12 protein-coding genes and 1 tRNA gene are annotated in these 20,643 nt (G+C 37.5%); all 13 read right to left on the bottom strand.

Annotated features, from left to right (window positions below):
- Positions 1-76: 76 nt before the first annotated feature.
- The 13 genes from AC2A1G_RS17590 to AC2A1G_RS17530 all read right to left on the bottom strand — a co-directional run bounded on the left by AC2A1G_RS17590 (position 77) and on the right by AC2A1G_RS17530 (position 20,636).
- The gene (locus AC2A1G_RS17590) at positions 77-3,076 is read right to left on the bottom strand and encodes a DUF4982 domain-containing protein (protein WP_484048195.1); all 3,000 of its coding nucleotides are present in this window, start codon (positions 3,074-3,076) and stop codon (positions 77-79) included.
- A gap of 10 nt (positions 3,077-3,086) precedes the next feature.
- Positions 3,087-4,268 carry a mannonate dehydratase gene (gene uxuA, locus AC2A1G_RS17585; protein WP_484048194.1) on the bottom strand — a complete coding sequence of 394 codons (1,182 nt, stop codon included), beginning with the start codon at positions 4,266-4,268 and terminating at the stop codon, positions 3,087-3,089.
- 86 nt (positions 4,269-4,354) lie between these two features.
- Complete coding sequence (gene rhaM, locus AC2A1G_RS17580) at positions 4,355-4,669, bottom strand: L-rhamnose mutarotase (RefSeq protein WP_484048193.1); 315 nt, start codon at positions 4,667-4,669, stop codon at positions 4,355-4,357.
- Complete coding sequence (gene rhaT, locus AC2A1G_RS17575) at positions 4,669-5,757, bottom strand: L-rhamnose/proton symporter RhaT (RefSeq protein ID WP_484048192.1); 1,089 nt, start codon at positions 5,755-5,757, stop codon at positions 4,669-4,671. The genes rhaM and rhaT overlap by 1 nt, the downstream gene beginning before the upstream one ends.
- A 642-nt stretch (positions 5,758-6,399) precedes the next feature.
- Complete coding sequence (locus tag AC2A1G_RS17570) at positions 6,400-7,557, bottom strand: glycoside hydrolase family 88/105 protein (RefSeq protein WP_484048191.1); 1,158 nt, start codon at positions 7,555-7,557, stop codon at positions 6,400-6,402.
- 216 nt (positions 7,558-7,773) lie between these two features.
- The gene (locus AC2A1G_RS17565) at positions 7,774-8,550 is read right to left on the bottom strand and encodes a rhamnogalacturonan acetylesterase (protein WP_484048190.1); all 777 of its coding nucleotides are present in this window, start codon (positions 8,548-8,550) and stop codon (positions 7,774-7,776) included.
- A gap of 219 nt (positions 8,551-8,769) precedes the next feature.
- Positions 8,770-10,644, bottom strand: a complete 1,875-nt coding sequence (locus tag AC2A1G_RS17560) for a rhamnogalacturonan lyase (protein ID WP_484048189.1) — start codon at positions 10,642-10,644, stop codon at positions 8,770-8,772.
- 259 nt (positions 10,645-10,903) lie between these two features.
- Positions 10,904-11,707 (bottom strand): DUF4350 domain-containing protein, encoded by an 804-nt coding sequence (locus AC2A1G_RS17555; RefSeq protein WP_484048188.1) that lies wholly within the window; start codon positions 11,705-11,707, stop codon positions 10,904-10,906.
- Between the two features lie 8 nt (positions 11,708-11,715).
- Entirely contained in the window at positions 11,716-14,490 is a 2,775-nt protein-coding gene (locus tag AC2A1G_RS17550; protein WP_484048187.1) for a glycosyl hydrolase, read from the bottom strand.
- A gap of 363 nt (positions 14,491-14,853) precedes the next feature.
- The gene (locus AC2A1G_RS17545) at positions 14,854-16,176 is read right to left on the bottom strand and encodes a rhamnogalacturonan acetylesterase (RefSeq protein WP_484048186.1); all 1,323 of its coding nucleotides are present in this window, start codon (positions 16,174-16,176) and stop codon (positions 14,854-14,856) included.
- 1 nt (position 16,177) lies between these two features.
- On the bottom strand, positions 16,178-19,033 hold the full coding sequence (locus tag AC2A1G_RS17540) for a glycoside hydrolase family 2 TIM barrel-domain containing protein (protein ID WP_484048185.1): 2,856 nt from the start codon (positions 19,031-19,033) through the stop codon (positions 16,178-16,180).
- On the bottom strand, positions 19,030-20,409 hold the full coding sequence (locus AC2A1G_RS17535; RefSeq protein ID WP_484048184.1) for a rhamnogalacturonidase: 1,380 nt from the start codon (positions 20,407-20,409) through the stop codon (positions 19,030-19,032). Before AC2A1G_RS17535 ends, AC2A1G_RS17540 begins: the two co-directional genes overlap by 4 nt.
- A 153-nt stretch (positions 20,410-20,562) precedes the next feature.
- Positions 20,563-20,636, bottom strand: a tRNA-Met gene (locus AC2A1G_RS17530).
- Between the last annotated feature and the right edge of the window lie 7 nt (positions 20,637-20,643).

Below are 20,643 nucleotides of genomic sequence, written 5' to 3'. Positions count from 1 at the left end.
CTCAATTCTACTTCTAAATCTACCTGTATAATACATATAGAGCATCCTGCGGTATACTGTATATTCATCAGTTTTGTCAGCGCTTGTAGAACTCTAATTCTACAATACCGAGTGAGCCTTTGGTTTTATTCTGCTGAATTTCTTTTTTCCCTGTAATTTCAACCAAGCCTCCATACTGATCTTTGTCACTGCTGCTGCCCAACAACTCAATTCTCAACGTTTTCCCCTGTACGGGAGTTTTAAACGGAATAGAAATATAGCCCAAACTTTTCTCAGTATCTCCACGGAAAACCTCTTTACCATCGATGAGTATCCTGATTGGATAACTTTTGTTTCTCCAGCCTGTAAGTTTCATTTCTACTTCGGTAAGCACTGCATTTTCTTCTAAAAAATAGGTAATGAATGCTTTAGAAATATCACCGTCACTTTCCCACTGGCTGAGCTCATTGTCATCAAAACTCAACTGTGCTTTGTCTGGATTACTTCCTGCTTCGGCTTTCACAATTGCCACCGGCTTTCTTGTTTGTTTACAAGAGGGCGACTCCGGCGTTTTGCCTCGTGAAAGATTAACGGGTTGAAAATCTTTGGTAAAATACTCTGACAAGCCGTCTTTTTCTTTTATTTTGACTGAAGTAAATTTAATTTCATCCGAAATCAACCCTTCAGATTTTGCTTTCAAAACAATTTCTCCTTCTTGAAGTGTCGAGCGGATCAACATACGATTGACGCCCTGTTCTACAGGTATTTTCTGTGACAGAATGTAATTATCTTTTCCTTTGGCAATACCTCCACGCCATTCTGCAGGCCCTGCTAATTCGAAAGAGACAAGTTGGTCTGATAAAGGACAACGGTTATTTTCGGCATCAAGAACTTCAACTTCTACCAAAACAAGATCTGCGGCATCTGCTTTAAATCCATCTGCAGCATTCCATTTTTTCAGTTTGATAGAATGTGGTTTGCCAGCTGTTTGAATTTTGTCACGGCTCAATTCCTTATTTTGATTGTCGTAGCTGACGGCTTCAATTTTTCCGGGCTGGAATTTGATATTCTTAAAAGTAAACCAAAATCCATCCGATTTTTCACCAAAGCCATACGATTTTCCATTAATGAAAAGTTCTACCTTATCGCCACTTGAAACCACAAAAATATCTTTTTGAGTATTCTCAGGATAATTCCAGTGTCCTACAATATGTGTTCTGTAATTTTCAACATCTACCCAGCCGTCCCACATCACCTGATGGGCAAAAAAACCGTCTTTCGGAATCCGCATCGCATCCACTTCGCCGCTTCTTCTGTAATTTTCAACGCCACGGTAATGCGTATTGGTATCAGAAAAAATAATGTTGACACCACCTGAGCTTACACGATTTCCTGTTCCGGGACGAACTCTGTAATAATCATACCATCTGGTTACAGTTTCTTTGGTAAATGAGTCCTGATTTCTGTTGTAGACTTCAGCATCTTTGCGCTGTTCAACTTTGTTGGTAACGGTTGACCGGTAAATAGAATTTCCTTCTCCGTCTTTATGATAAGGATATGAATAGCCATCCCAATATTTTCTGAGCGCTTCGTCTCTGCAATATTCTGTTGCCCACATAGGAATATCAGCGGATTTGTTGATGTAAAGCATTTCACCGCCATATTCTGCAGTTTCGCTGTCGAGCATTTCACGTGAACCAATGGCTCTTCCACCACATGGATCGTATTGGTCGCGAATGGCCTTCATCTCAGCCATATGTTCTTCCGAAATAGATTCGTTTCCGGATTCGTAAAAGACAATACTCGGATTGTTTCTGTTGTAAATGATTGCATCACGCATCAGCATGGTTCTCTGTTGCCAGCGTCTGTCTGAGACATCTTTTTCAGCATCTCCTGCGGGCATTGCCTGCATCAAGCCTACCCTGTCGCAACTTTCTATATCCTGTTTCCATGGCGTCACGTGCATCCAGCGAACGAGATTGGCATTACTTTCTACCATTAATTTATTGGAAAAATCACTCAGCCAAGCCGGAACAGACATCCCAATCGCTGGCCATTCATTGCTGGTACGTTGAGCATACCCTTTCAACTGAATCACTCGGTCATTGAGGTAAACCATTCCTTTTTCAAATTTCGTTTTTCGAAATCCTGTTTTGGTCTGTACCCGGTCAACTAATTTATTATTGACGTATAAATCTGTGTAAACAGTATATAAATAGCCATAACCCCAGCTCCAAAATTCCAAATCACTGACCTTAGCTTCTGCTTTTAAAATCGTTTTTTGTCCTGGTAAAATTTTGGTTTCAGTACCTTTTATGGTCTTGATGACTTTACCTTTTTGGTCTTTAATGACTGTTTCAAATCTGACATCCTTAAGTTCAGAAAACTCATTAAATACTTCAGATTCTGCATGAATAACTGCATATTTATTTTTAATATCAAAATCTTTCGCATAGATATAAGTTCCAATAGTTCCGAGATTGGAGTAAAGCGGAAGCGTCTGATAAACTTTTTCTTTGATATATAAATTGACGTTTTTAGGTATTCCCCCGTAATTTGCGTTGAAATTTTTGTCATTCCACTGGTAGCCTTGTCCGGTGGCTTTTTCTTTATACTTCCAGGAATTATCTATCCGGGCAGAAAAAACATTGTCTTCATTTCCAAATTTTACGAATTCAGAAATATCCAGACCAAAAGCCATGACGCCATTTTCATGAATTCCAACCGATTGTCCGTTGATAAAGAATTCTCCTCCGAAACGAATGCCTTCAAACTCTAAGAAAATCTTTTTACCTTTTGCCTGTTTTGGAAGCTTAAAATGCTTTCTGTACCAGACAATAGACGTTGAAAGACTGTCAATCGCTACCTTAAAGGCTTCATCTTCATTGAATGCGTGCGGAAGCGTTACTTTTTTCCAGTTTTCATCTTTGAACGAAATTGATTTTCCGTCATTCACATCGCCCACATTCAGTAACCATTGACTGTTGAAATTATATTTTTGAATTTCTGGGTCAAATTTTATTTGTGCGGAAAGCCGTGAAGATAAACCCAAAATCATTAATAATAAGATTGAGACTTTGATTGAAAAGTATTTCATGTCGGTGAAGTTATTTAATTAAACTATTGCGGATTCCCAGTTCCAAACCACGCAATTCTGCCAAACCACGAAGTCTGCCGATGGCACTGTAACCAGGATTCGATTTTTTCGCCAAATCATCCAGCATTTGATGTCCGTGATCCGGCCGCATCGGTAATTGGTAATCAGTTCTTCCGGAAATCAGTCTTTTTTGCTGCTCATTCAGCAATGCTTTTACGACGCCGTACATATCGACATCACCAGCCAAATGATCGGCTTCAAAGAAATTTCCCTCTTCGTCTCTTTTTGTCGATCGAAGATGAATGAAATTGATTTTATTGCCTAATCTCTCAATCATTCCTACCAAATCATTATCTGGCCGAACGCCGAAAGAGCCTGTGCAGAAACACAAGCCGTTGTAAATAGAATCGACAATCTGAAGGATTTCTAAAGCATCGGATTCTGTACTGACGATTCTTGGTAAACCTAATATCGGGAAAGGTGGATCATCGGGATGAATCGCCATTAACACTTGGTTTTCTGCTGCTATAGGAATAATTTCTTTTAAAAATGATTTTAAATTTTCTCGTAATCCATGCTCTCCAATTTCTGAGTATTCATCAATCAAATCATTGAACTTATCCAATTGATAACCTTCTTCGGCACCGGGAAGTCCGGCAATGATGTTGTTTGAAAGTTGGGTTTTGTAAGCTTCAGACATTTGTCCGAATAACGCTTGGGCTTTCTCTATCTGCTCTGAACTGTAATCGCTCTCTGCATTTTTCCGTTTTAAGATAAACAGTTCGAAAACTGCAAATTCCAGTTGGTCAAAACGAAGCGCTTTGCTGCCGTCGGGAAGTTCAAATTCCAGATCGGTGCGTGTCCAGTCCAGAATCGGCATAAAATTATAGCAAACCGTAGTGATGCCACACTGCGCCAAATTCCGAATGGACTGCTTATAATTTTCTATATAAAGTTGATAATCGCCTTTTCTTTTTTTGATGTCCTCATGAACGGGAACACTTTCTACGACCTCCCAGGTAAGTCCGCTCTCTTCAATGATTTTTTTTCTTTTCTGAATCTCATCCACACTCCAGATCTCGCCGTTCGGAATATGATGCAATGCTGTAACGATGCCCGTTGCACCCGCCATTTTGATGTACGAAAGTGAAACAGGATCCTGTGGGCCAAACCATCTCCAGGTTTGTGTCATCCCTAAAATTTTATGATCAAATGGCTCCATTCTGAAATTCAGATGATGACTATCCCTTTACACAAATCAAAGTCATCAGATAATAATTATTTTAAATAAAAAACTTCCATCAGAGGAATACTTACCGGAGAATTGTCTTCATTGGTCTGCATTAAATCTTTCATGTAATCCCACCACTTTTGCATCACTGGCTGAAGCGGAATCTGTTGATATTTAATTTCATCAGCACAATCTAAAACGCCAAATAAAACATTTGTTTCTTCATCTAAAAAAATAGAATAATTCTCTACACCAGCATTTTTCAAGAGTTGTTTTATTTCTGGCCAGGTTTCCTCATGACGCTTTTTATATTCATTCTCTGAACCTTTGTTGAGGAACATTTTGAAGGCTTTTCTGCTCATTATCTTAATGAATTCCCGTATCCGACAATTAAAATAGAAACAAACATCACCAACATTCCTAAAGAAATCGTAGTAATCGTTTTTTTGGAAACACCTTTCCATTCCTTAATAATAACACCCCAAAGATTGGCAATTAAAATAATGAATGCCATGTGTAAAATCCACGAGCTTGGACCGTTACCCATTTTGCTTTCTCCCATTCCGTAGAAGAAAAACTGTAAAAACCACATCGTACCTGCCAAAGCACAGAAGATGATATTTTTTACAACAGGAACATTCTTTTTGCTATAATCTGAGTAAGATTTATTTTTAAATGAAAGATAAAGACAACCAATAAGATTTGATAACATTCCTCCCCAAAGAACGACAACGTAAGTCACATTATTCTGGAAAAGAAATTCTCCCTGATTCGGGTTGGCTACTTTCCAAGCTTCGTTAGCAACGTGTGCCATTGGTTTTCCTGCCTCCAAACCAAAATTGAAACATGCACTTAAAACTCCCGAAATAATCGCAACGATTAATCCCAAACCAAATTTATATTCTGTCTTAACTTCCATTCCATGAGGGTCGATGGCATCCGTCTGAAGTTCTTTATCTTTCATCACACCGGCTTTTCCGCTGATGATAATTCCGACAACGCAAACTAAAAGTCCTAAAAGAACCATTTTTCCCCAATCGCTTGAGAACATTAAACCAATATTATCTTTTCCGTCTTGCGGATTAAATTCATAATAAATAGAAGGCAAAAGCGAACCGATAACCATCGTCAATCCTAACATAATACTGCTTCCCAAAGCGACACCTAAGTAACGAACGCCTAAACCATACATAAAACCTCCGATTCCCCAAAGTGCTCCAAATAAAAATGTAAATCCTATGATAGACGAAGATTCATTCTGAATAATTTCCCAAAAATTAGGGATGGTAAGAAATGCAGCCAAAGGTGGAACGATAATCCATGAAAATATACCACCGATCAACCAAAAAGTTTCCCATTGCCAACCTTTTACTTTTTTGTAAGGCATATAAAAACTGCCCGAAGCAAAGCCTCCGAGAAAGTGAAAAATCACTCCTAATAGTGCATTCATAATTTATTCTAATTGATTGATGTTGAAAATTACCAAGATGAAACCGATTGCGCATCTTGTAGTGTCATGCTTAAATTTTTGATAAAATAAGAATTTTTGTAATGTCTCAAAAAGATCATATAAAGCCTTATTTTAATGACACTTACAAAGATTAACGATTAGTTTCAGAGCTAAAATATTTCCCGAAACATAGAGCCATAATAATGATTTGAGCTTATCATACTAAAAATGTTATGAAATTGAGTTTCCCAGAAATGAAAATTACTTTAAATTATTTATTACGCTACGCCCGCAAAGCTAAAGTTTTGAGTGTTTCATTTTTCCGTTCGCAAGGGCGCTCTGCTCAGCAAATGACAGCTGAAAACACAATAGTACTATTTTCTCATTTAAATTTACTGGAAATAGATTGCTTCGGAGTTCCACTGTGTGTGGTATCATTTTCTACTACACAGATATTTTTCCTCCGGAGCATCTAACAAAGAGATAAATTCAAACATGATACAGTATAAAATAATTGTTTGGAAAAACTTTGGAGACTTCACAAAAAAACCTGATGAATCAAAAATCCATCAGGTCAAACTATTTTAAAAACCGAGCAATCACACTTGGTTCCTTTTACTTTTTACTTGGCTCTTAAAAATCTTATTTTAACTTGTAAACCTCACTCGCTGCCAAAAGGAAACATCCCAATCCGTAATCTTCAAAATCAGGAACCTTGTCAACTGCCAAAGGCTGTCCATCTTTAGGCTCTTTTCCTGTTCCCTGAACCCATCCTAAAAATCCGTTCGGTTGAACTGAGTCTTTCACCATTGCATTCCAGGCTTTAACCAAAACCGGTAAATACGTTTTCTTATCAATCAAACCTTTATTGATTCCGTACGCCATTCCATAAACGAAAAGTGCAGTTCCTGTGGTTTCTTTTCCTCCGAAATTATTAGGATCGTGCAAACTTACATTCCAAAAACCGTCCTGTCTCTGAAGCGGAACCAGAGCAGCCAACATATCTTTATAATCTTTAAGATATTCTTTGTAATGGGCATCAGATTTTGGAGTGTCATCTAATGTTTTTGCTAAAGCAGCTACTACCCAACCGTTTCCACGGCTCCAATAGCAATCTTCGCCATTCGGTTCTTTGTAAGGCGGAACAAAATCTTTATCTCTCCACCAGATTTTGTCTTGCTGGTTGTAAAGTCCGTTTCCACCGTGTTTGTATTTTGTGTAAGCGTACATTTCGTAATTTCTGTCGAAATATTTTTGTTCGCCAGTGATTCTACCCAATTTCGTAAAAATCGGCATCGACATTTGAAGCGCATCAATCCACCACCAGTCGTCTACTTTTTTTGTAGCAATCATGCTGTCCATCGCAGCTTTTACGTTTTTAATTCTTTCAGGATTCTTTCTGCCGTCGATTTCGTAAAGATCAAGATAGGTTTGTCCGCAAGCCTGATGATCGGCATTTCTTGTATACGTTCCACGTTGTAAATCCCAATTATGATTGTTTGCCCAAGACATCGCATAATCATAATATTCCTTTTTCTTATCTACAGAATACAAAGCCATCAAACCTTCATAATACACGGCTCTTGTCCAAAGATTACTTGGCCAAACTTTTTTACCAACAATATCTTTTTTGGTATCGGGCCATTTATTCATAAAATATTGGTTGGTGCGCTGAGCGACTTCCAAGACTTCCTTTTTATTGGGAAGAACAACCTTAGCATTTTTCTGCTTTTGAGCCGTACAAGAGGAAAATCCTCCGATGATTACAGCAAAAAAACCTGCTGTTAATAGTTTTCTCATAAGTATATATTTATTTTCTTTTATTGTTATTTTTTTAAACGCTAGGTTCGCTAAGTTTTTGTCATCTAAATCCTGCATATTTTTGCGTTCGCAAGGGCACTCTGTTCAGCAAATGATAGCTGAAGCCATCGCTGAGTGAAACGCCTTTGCAACCGGAAATCTTTTCACAAATGTTAAAAACTTCCTTGCGAACTTTGTGTTTAGAATATTGATTTTTTACTTTAAATAATTCCTAAGTTCACATTTTTTTAAATCTTTGATGCCTTTTGCGACCAACTCTGCATTTACAATTGCACCTTCTTTATTGGTGTGCGTATGATCTTTCGGGAAATAGGCTTTTACTTTTTCGGCTCCCATCTTTTCATATTTTTTGATGACCATTGTATTTAAATCTAAAAAATAAGCTCCGGTTTGCTGAGCAACTTCTTTCGCCCAAACACCATACTGGTCTTTTTCAATTTTGCCTTTTTCGTTAAATTTATTTCTTGGAATCGGCGAAACAATAATTGGAATTGCACCTTTAGATTTCGCTTCATTCGCATATTTTCTCATGTAATGTCCAAAAGTGTAAACCGTTTCACTGACTTTTCTGATTGGATTATAGATATCTTTTGACTCTTCTCCGATACCTTTAATTGTTCCTCTTGCTCTTAAAGTATCTGCCAGTTCGCCACCATCATTATGACCAAACTGCATCAAAACATAATCGCCTTTTTTAATGGTTTTCATAATCGAATCCCATCTTCCTTCCGTTAAAAAAGTTCTGCTGCTTCGTCCACCTTTTGCATGATTTTGAATTTCAATTTTATCGATATTAAAATATAAATTCATAAAACTTCCCCAACCCCAAAGTGAATCGGCACCTTTACCGGAACCGTTTTGTACGGTGGAATCTCCGATGATGTAAAGAACAGGTTTATCATTGAATTTCTGAAATGAAACAGCTAAAAAAGCTATTGATACGATGATTGGAAGGATATATTTTGTTTTCATAATTTTTATAATATTTTTTGAACACGGAGCTCACTAAGTTTTAATTTAAAGTCTCTCGTTTTGTTTCACAAAGCCGCTATCGCTTGTAAAAGTTTGTACCGAAAATCTTTGATTTTAGAAACTTATGTGCTCTTTCATAAGTCGAATCACAAACTTAAAAATAACTAATGTGTCCAAAATATTTTGTGACTTTGTGGTTAAAATACTTCCCTGTTAAATCTATCTTTTTATGGTTACAACATTAGGTTTTGGCATTTCTTTAATCGATTCGTCCAAATAGTAATCGGTGTGCGGAGGCTGATTATACCCTACATTTTGCCAAACAATGCTCAAACGATATTGCGGATTGTGCATCAAGGTGTACAATCTGTGTTTCGTTGGAATGGTCGTTGAAAAAATTCTCAATTCCTGATTATCGGCACTTCTGTACATCACTTCTTCCCGCCAGTCTCCAAATAAATCAGCAACCAAAGACGGATTTTTTTTCGTTCCGTTATTGGATTCACACTGAAAATTCTTAGCATCAAGAATCACATTGATTTTCTCTTTTTTCCAGTCCCATTTCGAGATGACAGTTCCATCTAAAATTTCGCTTAAGAAATCACCATCCCAGTAAATCCCCATATTCGCAGGTGGATTTTTACTGCTGATTTTTTTTCCTTTCGTGTTGTAAACTCCTTTCAGTCCGGCTCCGGCAGCCCAAGATTCCGAACCTTCGTGACGAGGGTCGATATTTAATGACAAGCCTCTTCCAGGACCTTGAAATTTACCAGCTTCACTATAAACTGTGGACGGTAATTTCCATAAAACTTTTCCGGTTTTTCCATCTCTGAAATGTGCTCCCGCATCATCAAACCTCTCCTGAATATCAAAAATTTCCAATCCCGGATTGGATGGGTCCAAGTCTCCGACGTGCAACGCATCGCCGTGACCGAAACCTGTACTGTTCAAAACTTTTCCATCGTCATCCACAGTCATCGCTCCGAAAACAATTTCGTCTTTTCCATCATTGTCGACATCTGCAATCGTCAAATTATGATTTCCTTGACCACGGTATTTTTTATTTTCTTCTGAACTTTCGGTATCAAAAAGCCAACGAAGACTGAGTTTTCTATCTTTAAAATCCCAAGCTGCAATCGCAGTTTTGGTGTAATACCCTCTCGACATGATCACACTCGGAGTTTTTCCGTCGAGATAAGCAACAGCTCCCAAAAATCGGTCGATGCGGTTTCCTTTGGCATCGCCCCAAGTTTCGGTCATTTCTTCGTTAGTCGGGTTTAAACTTCCTGTAAATCTTGGAACCTGATAATTTACGGTATTAATTTCCGCTCCGGTTTGTCCGTCAAAAACGGTCAGAAATTCCGGTCCGGAAAGAATCATTCCATTTTCGTTGACGTAATTTTTGGTCGGGTCGCCAATATATTTTCCTTTTCCGTCTTTGCTTCCGTCTGCAGTTTTCATCACGATTTCCGCTTTGCCGTCCTGGTCTAAATCATAAACCAAAAACTGGGTGTAATGCGCGCCTTCCCTAATGTTTTTGCCTAAATTAATTTCCCACAAAAACTGTCCGTTCAGTTTATAAGCCTGAATAATTGGCGGGTCTGTCTCTCCTTTTTGACTGTTGTCTTTTGACCTACCAACTTGATGAAGAATAATTTCGTATTCACCGTCTCCGTCCAAATCGGCAACTGAAGCATCATTTGGAGTGTAACCTTCGGGGGTTTTCAACGGAATTGAAAAATAAGGTGTTTGATTTGCTGTATATTTTGCAAAATCTTGGTCAACGTACTGACTTTGGGTGTTTGATTTTACGAAGTAGGTGTAATTCTTCTCTTTGTCAGCAGTTTTATCTAAAAAATTAGTTTCGTTGAGTAAGGGTTTTTCGTTCAGTTTTTTGGTCTGGTTGTTTTCTGTGCGATACAAATCGAAATGGGTATTCTGAGCTTCCGTTCCCAGCAATCGCCAACTTACAAAAACGCCTGATTCTGCAGGAATCGCAACGATTCCTCTTTTCAGGTATTCCATCTGTCTTTGGGCAAAGAATGTTTGCGAAAGAAAAATGGCGGATGTAATGAAGATACTTTTGATTTTCATAAATCTTGTTTTTTATAAGTTTTGGCTAAAGCCGGATTTGAATCTCATATTTAAATGATATAAAATTCTATTTCTGTCTATCTAAACCTTATAGGTTTTAAAAACCTATAAGGTTTGTCCATTCGAATCTCTCGCAGCCCGACCTGAGTGGAGCTCTTTTTGTCGCAGTAAAGCGGAGACAAAAAAGCGGGAACGGAGGGCGGAAATAGCTGCCCAAATCATTTTGACAATTTAAGTTCAACCGATTGCACAATTTATTTTATTTAGTAGAAACCTGCTTCAATAACCACTTCACCCATTCTTCAGTTCCCTGATAATTGGTAAAATCTGCTGGTAATTTTTTGCCATCAATATACTCGTTGTAACACCACGGGTCGCCCAATGCGAATACAGTTCCTTTGCCCATTTTTGCGATGGCTGCGATATTTTTGCCTTCTGCAGAGAGCAATTCTTTCGCCGGACTTTTCACGGAAATTGTCGCCACTTCTTTCATATATAATTTTTGCTCAGAAAAAATTTCGTTTCCTGCTGGAACCATCACCTTGCCCTGCTCAAATTCTCTTTTCTGAACTCGGTTGTAGCTATCTTCGTTGAAATGAATGCCAAATTTTTCTGCCAAATGATTCAAATGTTCAAACTCGGAATTGCCCTTATCGTTGCTCAATAAAACCAAAACGCCACCTTTTTCAACCCATTTTACGAGGTTTTTAATGGATTTCGCATCGATTAAATTGGCTTTTCCACCGTATGCTTCTTTGTCGATATCAGCATCAACGATGATGTAGATATTGGCTTTTTTCAAATCATTTTTTGACGGAGCTGTAGTTAAAGTACCGATTTCTGCGCCTTGTTTCTGGAAGATTTCTCCCAACAGAGAAAATCCGCCGTTAGACGTGTCGTTCCAGGTATAATGCCAAGATTCAAGGACTTTAGTTTCTTTATTTTCCTTTTTTTCGTTGTTGAAAAAATTGTCTAAAACAACTTTCGGTTTGTTCTGAGCATTGGAAAAACCAAATGTAAATAAGGCTCCTAATGCTATCGTTTTTACTAATTTATTATTCATTGTAAATTTTATTTTGAGAAATATACAGGAATTATTTGAATTTCACCATCCAAACCTGAAGGTTGCACTTTCCAGTTGGATGCATCAAATGGCTTATAGTTAATATTCACAAAGTTAATTTCGTGATAATTTCGCCACTGGATTTTATTTTGGTCCATATACCGGATTCGGTTGGCCATAAGATTACTCACTTCGATTGTAATTGTGTTTTTACCTTTTTTCAAATGTTTTCCAATGTTGATTTCAAACGGGTTGCTCCAGACAATTCCGGCCTCTTTTCCGTTGACAATCACTGTTGCACTTTCGTAGAGTTTATCGAACTTTAAAAGATAATCGTCGGCTTTATTTTTCTTTAAATTAAAAGTCGTTGTGTAAGCTCCAGTTCCCGAAAAGCTTTGCGTTTGAGCGTCTTCTGTGAAATTCGTCCAAGGTTGAAGTTTCGTCAAAGTTCTTGATTTCGGAAGTTCCGGACCGCCTTCTTTGAAAGATAATTGCCAAGGTTGATTTAATACAATCGGCGCTTCTGTTTTTTGAACATATTTCCATTTTGCAAGAGAATTATCAGCCGTTTCAGAAGCTTTTATAATTAAAGATTCACCGGATTTCAACTGAATTTTCACTGAATTATTTAGAGCTTCGGCAATTCCATAATCCCCATTTTCAGGATTCATCAAAGCAACCTGTTTCCCAACAAAATTCAACGGAATATTCTGATTGATTTCCTTTGAAGTGTGATTGACGATGTAATAATACTTTCCACCATCAAACTTTCTTCTCACGAATTTCAGTCCGGTGTCGGTCAGTTTTTCTCTTTCAATTTTTAAATATTCCAAGCCTTTTTCAACTTCTGAAGTCAGGATAATTTTTCCTTTTCCGAATGTTGCCGATTTCACATTTCCATTTTGCTGAAAAGAAATTGATTTCCATAAAGACTGCAATTCCGTCTTTCTTTTGTCCGCTTCAAAATATCCCGGAATATTTTTCGGCTCGTTCTGAAATATGATGGATGCGCCGTTTTGAGCTAAATTTAAAATATTTTTTAAGGTAGATTCCGGCAAATAATTCAATTGAGGAATGATTAAAACTTTGTAAGAACCACCCTCTTTTGAAACCTGAATATTTTGATTATCCGACTTCGCTTCACTAATCATTTTGTCGGAAACCATATCCAGAGAATATCCGGATTTGCCTAATTTATCGAGGTTTTTATAGAACTCCGTAGGCTGTAACCACTTTTCAATATTGTGAATTTTAAACGCAACGTCTTTCCCTTTCGGACTCGCCCATTGGTCATAAACCGGCCAGTAAATCAACAGTTCGTTATCTGATTTTCCGCTCTGCAAAACACTTTGCGTGCGTGCAACATAAGAATTGAGCCCACCCAACTGTGGCCACAAACTGTTCTCGGGCACAAAATTGGTCGATGCATAAAACAGCCATCCCGGAAATTTCACATCCGCCGGCGTGTAGGTCGTTCCGTGGTAAAAAACGTGATTGATTCCCGACAAAAAAACCTGCTCCACTTCCGGTTTTGCTTGTGACCACGAGGTTTTAAAATGCTCTGTCAACCACGTAAAAGTTTCATTCGAAATCAATTTCTTGCCCATCACATTGGCTGCCGACGAAGGAAACTTCAACATATTAATATCGGGAACATCCGATTTTTGAATGTCAGCGCTGTCTCTTTTCAAACCTAAAATATCAAACGGCGTACTTCCAAAAGTTTCAGATTCGGGAATATCGACCGCTGCATACAAATCCAGTAAATTCCCCGGCGAACCGTGTGCCTGATTGGTATTTTTAGAATTTTTGGAATGTGCCCAATTGGTAAAATCTTTGGTAAAACGATTTAAAATCAAGTCGCTCAACGTTTCTCTGTAATCCGATTTTATTCTCGCAGCGATTTCGTTTTCCTCATTGCCCACCAAATATTTGATGAACGGACTTAAATCATAGCCCCGTCTTTTCTGAAATTCTTCTTTAAAATCCGGCGTCCAGTCGGCATTATAAACTTCATAACTGTCGTTGAAAAAAGAACGAATCCCGTAATTTGAATTTCCAAAAGCTTTATCAAAAGTTTTCAGATAATCTTTTGTTGCAGTGGGCGAAAAATGGTCTAAAGTAAAGCCTTCGCCGCCTGGAGCCGCACGTTTTACCTTCTGTAAAGTTTTACCAACAAAAACGGCGTAGATTGTCCACTTTCCTGATGTCGGTTTCCAATTTAAAGTTCCGTCAGCATTGATTTTATCGGTTAAAACAGTTGCCTCATTTTTGTCATTGTAAGCGGTTACAATATCTAATTTTATGGTTTTTAAATTTTTCTGCTTTTCGTCTTTGAGAACAATTTTTTCTGAGAATTTTTCATTCGGTTGAATCTCATACGTCTGAACAATCATTTTGGTCGCCGCATCATTCTCATTGACTTGAGGCCCGCCAATAGGCCAACCTGTTCCCACAGACATATCGACGCCCATATCCAGACTCTTTGCTTTGCTGGTCGTGAACTGCAACATTTTCATCCATTCCGGAGAAAGGTAATTGAGGTAAGTATTTTCGAAACCTTTTGCACCGTAAATCGGAACAATTTCAACTCCTCCGAAACCAGCTTTATTTAGGGTAGTAAGTTGTTTGTCTAAACCTTTTTCGTCAACGGCACTTCCCATCCACCACCAACGGGTCCACGGTTTTGCGGTCTCGGTAACTGTTGGCCACGGGTTTTGTGCGGAGAGATTTCCGAAGGCAAAACAGAGAAGACTTATACTGACAATATTTTTAATTTTCATTATTTAACATTTTAATATAACCGTACTTAATTTAACCACAAAAGTCACAAAAGATTTTGGACACATTAGTTATTTTTAAGTGTGTGATTCGGCTTTTTAGAAGAACAAATTAGTTTTGAAAATCATAGATTTTCTTCTATGGCTGAATCACGATTTCGCCCTTTCAGGGCTTGCTCACATTCTTATCATCTTATCATTGGGCTTCACCCAATGCTATTGAAAGTCGTCCTTTCAGGACTTTAAAATTTCATCAAAATTATTTCCCCGACCCTAAAGGGAGTAATTTTGATAAAATTTTCAAAGGAATTTTGCTCCCTTTAGGGTTGGGGCAAACAAAATTTCTTTTCTAATCACTCTTACTTTTTAATTTCCATCAGGCTTTAAAGATTCCATAAAAACAGATTCCGGCCAATGGAAGTCTTCAACTTTATCAGGTTTATTTGGATTAAAATTTTTATAATTTTTTGAAACAAATTTCTTCAAAGGTAAGTGTTGGTCTACGATAGATTTTACCACACATTTTGCCAATTCATACGCTCCGTAAGGATTAAAATGTGTATCGTCTGCCAATGCATTTGGTTGGTTTGGGTAAGAATTTGCGGTATAATGAACAAATGCCTTCTTCGCCTCCTCCGGTCCCATCGCTTCGAATAGGGTTTTGCTTAATGCATTTAAATCAATCAAATAAATCTTTTCTTCTTTTGCAATTTCTCGCATCGCATCAGGAAAATCGTCTAAAGTGTTGACAATTGTATTGTTTTCATCAAAAACTCTGCGGTTCATTGAAGTGACCAAAACCGGAATTGCACCTAGTTCTTTGGCTTTCGAAATCCATTCTTTTAATCGTTTTCTGTAACCAGATTTTGTACTGTTGCCCGCTTTCTGGTCGTTGTGCCCAAACTGAATGAAAAGATAATCACCTTTCCTTATTTTGTTCCAGATTTTATCGATTCGGTGGCGGTCTTCGAAGGCTTTCAAAGTTTCACCGCTTTCGGCATAATTGGCAATCACGACTTCGTTCGGAACAAAAAAATACGGCAACATCTGTCCCCACGACGCCCACGGTTCGTACTGTGCATCCACAACCGTGGAATCTCCTGTCAGATAAATAGTTTTAGCGGTTTTGTTGGGTTGAATGATTACCGAACAAACTTTAGGAGCTTTGTCATTGAATTCAATTGTCAGCAAATTGTCCCAATGCAGATATTTTCTTTCTCTTGGCTTAAGTTTTACGATTCCGATTTGAGTTCCATCGTGATTTCGGATAATGCTGTCTTTGATGTGAACTGTGATTTGTTTTTCGATAATTTCACCCTTTTTTGTTTTGATGTCATTCAGCATCAATCGGCGGTTTTCGACGCGTACGGTTGTTTCGGATGTTCCTTTTGAATCACCAAGATTTAATGTAATATTGTAATTTCCTTCAGGAATTGCAACTGAAAAATAAAAAGGTTTTTCGCTGGTAATAAAATCTCCCGTCAAAGCATTTCCGCCGTTGTCAACAAATTTTAGACCTGAAACATCCATAAATCCATAGCCTATTTTCTTGTCAAATTTTGAGGTCGAATTGATTGGAATGAAACCTTTTTCCACTCTGCTTCCGCCAAAATCAAATTTGAAAGTGGTTTGCTGTGCAAATATTGTTGCGCAGAAAAGGACGGTTAAAAGTGAAATCCAATTCTTCATCTTAATCTGTTAAAATATTTTCTTTCGGCATTGTAAACTGTTTATTTTCGTCGCCCAAATCCGGCAGACCAAAATAGAAGTACAAGGTTCTTTTGAATGTTCCGTTCAGATGATTCGGTTCACTTTCCGGGCCTAAAGTCGAAGTGTCATTATTAATATTAAACGCCAAAGCAGTTCCCAAAGGCGGAATTGCATCGAGGAAAGAAATGTTTCCTGCAGGCAGTTTCGGATAACCTTCTGCTCCGTAAATTCCATAAAAATCAAAAAGTCTGACGAACATTTTTTCTTCTTTCGTACCGACCGTTATTTTTCCTTCTGCTGTATTCAGTTGCAACCAAGAAACATCATCGAAATAGCCTTTAAATTCAGGATAAATCCACGGCGATTGTCCGGTTCTTGTTGAGTTTTTCAAATTCTGCCAAACATTATAAGTCTGTCCTTGCAAACGATTTTTCCAAACGTGATAAGGGCCTTTTCCGAGCCATTTTGCATTGATGACATAATTTTCAGAATAATCGAAACTTACGCCCGAAAGCTGATAATCTCCCGACAAAGAATATTCATAATTCAATTCTAAAATTCCGTTAGGATTGAGTTTCCAGATGATTTTATTTCCGTTTTCATAATTGACTTCAATCAGTTGATTTTGTCCTTCTGCAAAGGATTTTACTGATGATAATTCCATTGTTCCGTTTACGAAAACAGGCCCGTTTCTGAAAGTCAATTTCTTGCCTTTTTTGTCGACAATAACTGACTTTAACAATCCATCTTTCTTTCCAAACGAAAATTCTTTTTCGTCTGATTTTAAAATAAATAATGAATCATTTTCAATCACTGAAACAGGAAATTCTTTGATTAAAGATTTCGAAAACTGTATGGAAATATCATCGTTCGATTTTATTTTCCAAGTCCAAGTATAAATTTCTTTTCCGAACGAATCGGTTGCTATAAGATATAACGCATCATTTTCCTTCCAGTTTTCTGGTAATCTCAGATTTAACTGGCCTTTTTCTGTAGGTTTAATATTTGGTAATGAAATTTTTCTCATTTTAATCAAATCAAATCCATTTTCAGAATCAAAAGCTGTATTAAATTTCATTAATTTCCATTTGAACTGCAACTCATTAATATTCGTAAAATGATATCGGTTTTCAACAGGAATTATTCCATTAAAATCATTCGGCAACGTTTTCAAATCAATTTTTACAGGACTGTAAATTTCCCGTATTGCATAAAAACTTCCTTCTTTTTCACGATGCGGACCGACCACGCCATCGGGAGCGTTAATCGCATTCACATCAAGCTGATTATTAAAATCTGTTCGCACCAAACCTTCATCTACAAATGCCCAGAGAAAACCGCCCGCACCTTTTTTTGAATTCCAGTGAAGTTCCCAGTAATCTGCCAAAGAAGTTCCGCCACCGCCGTCATCCTGAGCGTGCAAAAACTCGGTCGGCATATAAATATTTTCTCCTTCAAGGATATTTTTTGTGCTGTAATAATCTTCGTAATGGTTACAATCGATTCCGTTGAAAGCGTTTCCTGGCTTGTGATGTGCGTGAATGACAGGACGATTTGACAAATCGTATTTTGCATATTCTGCATCCAAATCAAAATTATGTCCGCCTTCGTTTCCATTGCTCCAGAAAATAATGGAAGGATGATTTGCATCTCTTGTAACCATTTCTTTCACGAGCTTTTTGCCAACTTCAGTGCTGTATTTTTTTTGCCAACCCGCCAATTCATCCAAAACATACAAGCCCAGCGAATCGCAAATTTGCAGAAACGATTTATTCGGTGGATAATGAGCACAGCGAACGGCATTCATATTCATTTCCTTAATGAGCTGAACGTCCATCAAATCGATGTTTTTATTCACAGCTCTTCCGGTTTCAGGCCACCAAACGTGACGGTTGATGCCTTTCATTTTGATTTTGGTTCCGTTGACGTAAATTCCGTCGCCTTTTTTGATTTCAATCGTTCTGAAACCGAATTTTTCCTCGGATTCGAAGATGTTTTTTCTGTTTTTATTTAAACTGAATTTGGCTTTGTATAAATTCGGAGTTTCAGCTGTCCAAAGTTTTGGATTTTTAATCGAAAAATGAATTTGTTTTAAAGTATCGCCTTTTTGAATTTGAATCTGAGATTCTCCAACTAAATTATTTTTAACATCAAAAATTTCAACCTTTACATTATTGGCAGAATTAATTTCATTTAAATAAATATTTGACCGAAAAGTTCCGTCTGCTTTGGCATCAATGGCTGTCCAAGAAATATTTTCTTTTGGAGTTGCTTCCAAATAAACGGGTCTGAAAATTCCTCCTAAAACCCAGTAATCAGCGAGACGTTCTGCATTATTAACGGATTTGTCGGCAGACATTTTGGAAACCTTGACTTCAAGAATATTTTCTTTTCCTAAAATTAATTTATCCGAAATATCATATTTAAATTCATAAAAAGCACCCTGATGAATTGCTCCGGCCAACTTGCCGTTGATTTTCACTTCGGTGTCCGTCATCGAACCTTCAAAAACGATGTTGATTGATTTTCCCTTCCACGAATTAGGAACTGAAAATTTATGTTTATATAAACCTGTTTCGTCGTTAAATTTAAAATTTTTGCCGTAGGTAACGTAGTCTCTTCCGTAATTGTACGAGCCAAATCCCTGCTGTTCCCATTGTGAAGGAACCTGAATTTTGTCCCAGCTTCCTGATTTTCGTCCGCCGGTTATCCAAAAATCCCATTCTTTCGTGTGCTCAGAATCTGTCCCGCTCAGGAATTGGATTTCCTTAGATTGAGAATGCAGAAACTGTGAGCAAAAGCATAGAAGAACGAATATTTTGGAATAAAAACTCATTTAGCAGAAATATCGGAATCGTCTTTTTTGTCGTAAGATTGCGTGAGAGAAGCAACCTGCTCCACTTTAAGATTCTTTTGTTTCAAGTTCTGAATGTTTTTCAAATTTTCCATTTCAGGTTTTAATGCTTTGATTTTAAAATTTTCGAAAGTGAAATCCTTTAAATCAAACAAATCTGATTTTTCAATGGAGAAAGCCGTTTCACAACTTAAATCAATATTTTTGACAGTGATATTATTCGCTAAACCTTTTTTCGGCCTCGCTTCACCTTTTAAATCAAAAAACTGATTCCAGCCTTTTACATAAATGAAGGTTTTTACGTTTCCTGTAATATTGTCAACAGTTAAATATTCATAATGTTGAGGCGTGTCGGGACGCATTTTTAGGTGTAATAACCTTGAAGCATCTTTCACGGTAGAATTTCTTAGAATGACGTTATAATTATGAATTGATTCGCTTCCACAAGTCAGAACAGAATGGCAGAATCCAAACGTATTATCTTCAATCAAAATATTTCTGTTTTCACCATTGTTTGGGTCTATATCAGCTTTTGGACCTTTTCCACCTTTTAAAGCAATCGCGTCGTCATTCACTGACATATAGCAATTTTTAATTAAGAAATTGGTGCACGCATCGATGTCTACAGCGTCTGTACTTGGAGCTTTTACCGGTTCTTTCGGTGCTAAAATCGTAAGATTTAATAATTTAACAAAATGAGATTTGTAATAATGCGTGCTCCAGAACGGCGAATTTTTAACAGTAATTCCTTCAATCTGAATGTTTTTTGAATTGGAAACATAGATGATTCTAGGTCTCATTTCATCCATATTGGTGCATTTAGGATTCCATTCTCTTCTTTTCCAGAATGATTTCCAGAATCTTAATCCGTTTCCATCGAGCGTTCCTTTTCCGGAAATTGTGAAACCGTCTAATCCATCAGCATTAATTAAAGCTGGAAAATATTTCACGGTCTGACCTTCCATTCTTGTTGTCACGACAGGAAAATCATTGATATCATCGCTTCCTTTTAGTTTTGCTCCGTTTTCTAAGTGTAAATGTGTTCCCTGTTTGAAGAAAACTGAACTGATTAAAAATGTTCCTTTAGGTACAATGACAACTCCGCCTCCATTTTTCGCAGCCAAATCAATGACAGCCTGAAGTTCTTTGGTCTGAAGAATCGTGCTGTCATTCTTTACGCCGTTGGCTGTCAGGATGTATTTTTTGCCTAATTTATTAATATCTGTTGGTTTATTTTCTTTAAACCATTTTGGGATTGCAGCTCCGTCTGGGAACCTGTCCTGACTTTTCACCTTTGATGAAATTGAAAGCAGGATGAATAGTGAAACTAGAATTGAATATTTATTTGAAAAACTCATAACCGATATTTACTTTGACTTAATTTTTCTGTGCATTAAAGCTAGTAAATAAAAGTATACATTTTAAGAGCTTACAGCATCCTGCTCTTTCATGTCGGCAAAAATTAATGAGATTTTATAAAAAAAGAAATCCCCTTGATGAAGGGGATGTTGTAGCGAAGACGGGAATTGAACCCGTGACCTCAGGGTTATGAATCCTGCGCTCTAACCAACTGAGCTACCTCGCCGTTTTGG

The organism is Chryseobacterium sp. HNCC26DJ240, assembly GCF_057180485.1.
The sequence above is the reverse complement of the archived record's forward strand: the minus strand, read 5'-3'. Positions and strand labels throughout refer to the sequence as shown.

What these genes read in the sequence shown, in the direction of transcription:
- AC2A1G_RS17570 (WP_484048191.1), bottom strand. Translation starts at nt 7,557, where the DNA reads ATGAGAAAACTATTAACAGCAGGTTTTTTTGCTGTAATCATCGGAGGA.
- rhaM (WP_484048193.1), bottom strand. Translation starts at nt 4,669, where the DNA reads ATGAGCAGAAAAGCCTTCAAAATGTTCCTCAACAAAGGTTCAGAGAAT.
- AC2A1G_RS17590 (WP_484048195.1), bottom strand. Translation starts at nt 3,076, where the DNA reads ATGAAATACTTTTCAATCAAAGTCTCAATCTTATTATTAATGATTTTG.
- AC2A1G_RS17545 (WP_484048186.1), bottom strand. Translation starts at nt 16,176, where the DNA reads ATGAAGAATTGGATTTCACTTTTAACCGTCCTTTTCTGCGCAACAATA.
- uxuA (WP_484048194.1), bottom strand. Translation starts at nt 4,268, where the DNA reads ATGACACAAACCTGGAGATGGTTTGGCCCACAGGATCCTGTTTCACTT.
- AC2A1G_RS17560 (WP_484048189.1), bottom strand. Translation starts at nt 10,644, where the DNA reads ATGAAAATCAAAAGTATCTTCATTACATCCGCCATTTTTCTTTCGCAA.
- AC2A1G_RS17535 (WP_484048184.1), bottom strand. Translation starts at nt 20,409, where the DNA reads ATGAGTTTTTCAAATAAATATTCAATTCTAGTTTCACTATTCATCCTG.
- rhaT (WP_484048192.1), bottom strand. Translation starts at nt 5,757, where the DNA reads ATGAATGCACTATTAGGAGTGATTTTTCACTTTCTCGGAGGCTTTGCT.
- AC2A1G_RS17565 (WP_484048190.1), bottom strand. Translation starts at nt 8,550, where the DNA reads ATGAAAACAAAATATATCCTTCCAATCATCGTATCAATAGCTTTTTTA.
- AC2A1G_RS17555 (WP_484048188.1), bottom strand. Translation starts at nt 11,707, where the DNA reads ATGAATAATAAATTAGTAAAAACGATAGCATTAGGAGCCTTATTTACA.
- AC2A1G_RS17550 (WP_484048187.1), bottom strand. Translation starts at nt 14,490, where the DNA reads ATGAAAATTAAAAATATTGTCAGTATAAGTCTTCTCTGTTTTGCCTTC.
- AC2A1G_RS17540 (WP_484048185.1), bottom strand. Translation starts at nt 19,033, where the DNA reads ATGAGTTTTTATTCCAAAATATTCGTTCTTCTATGCTTTTGCTCACAG.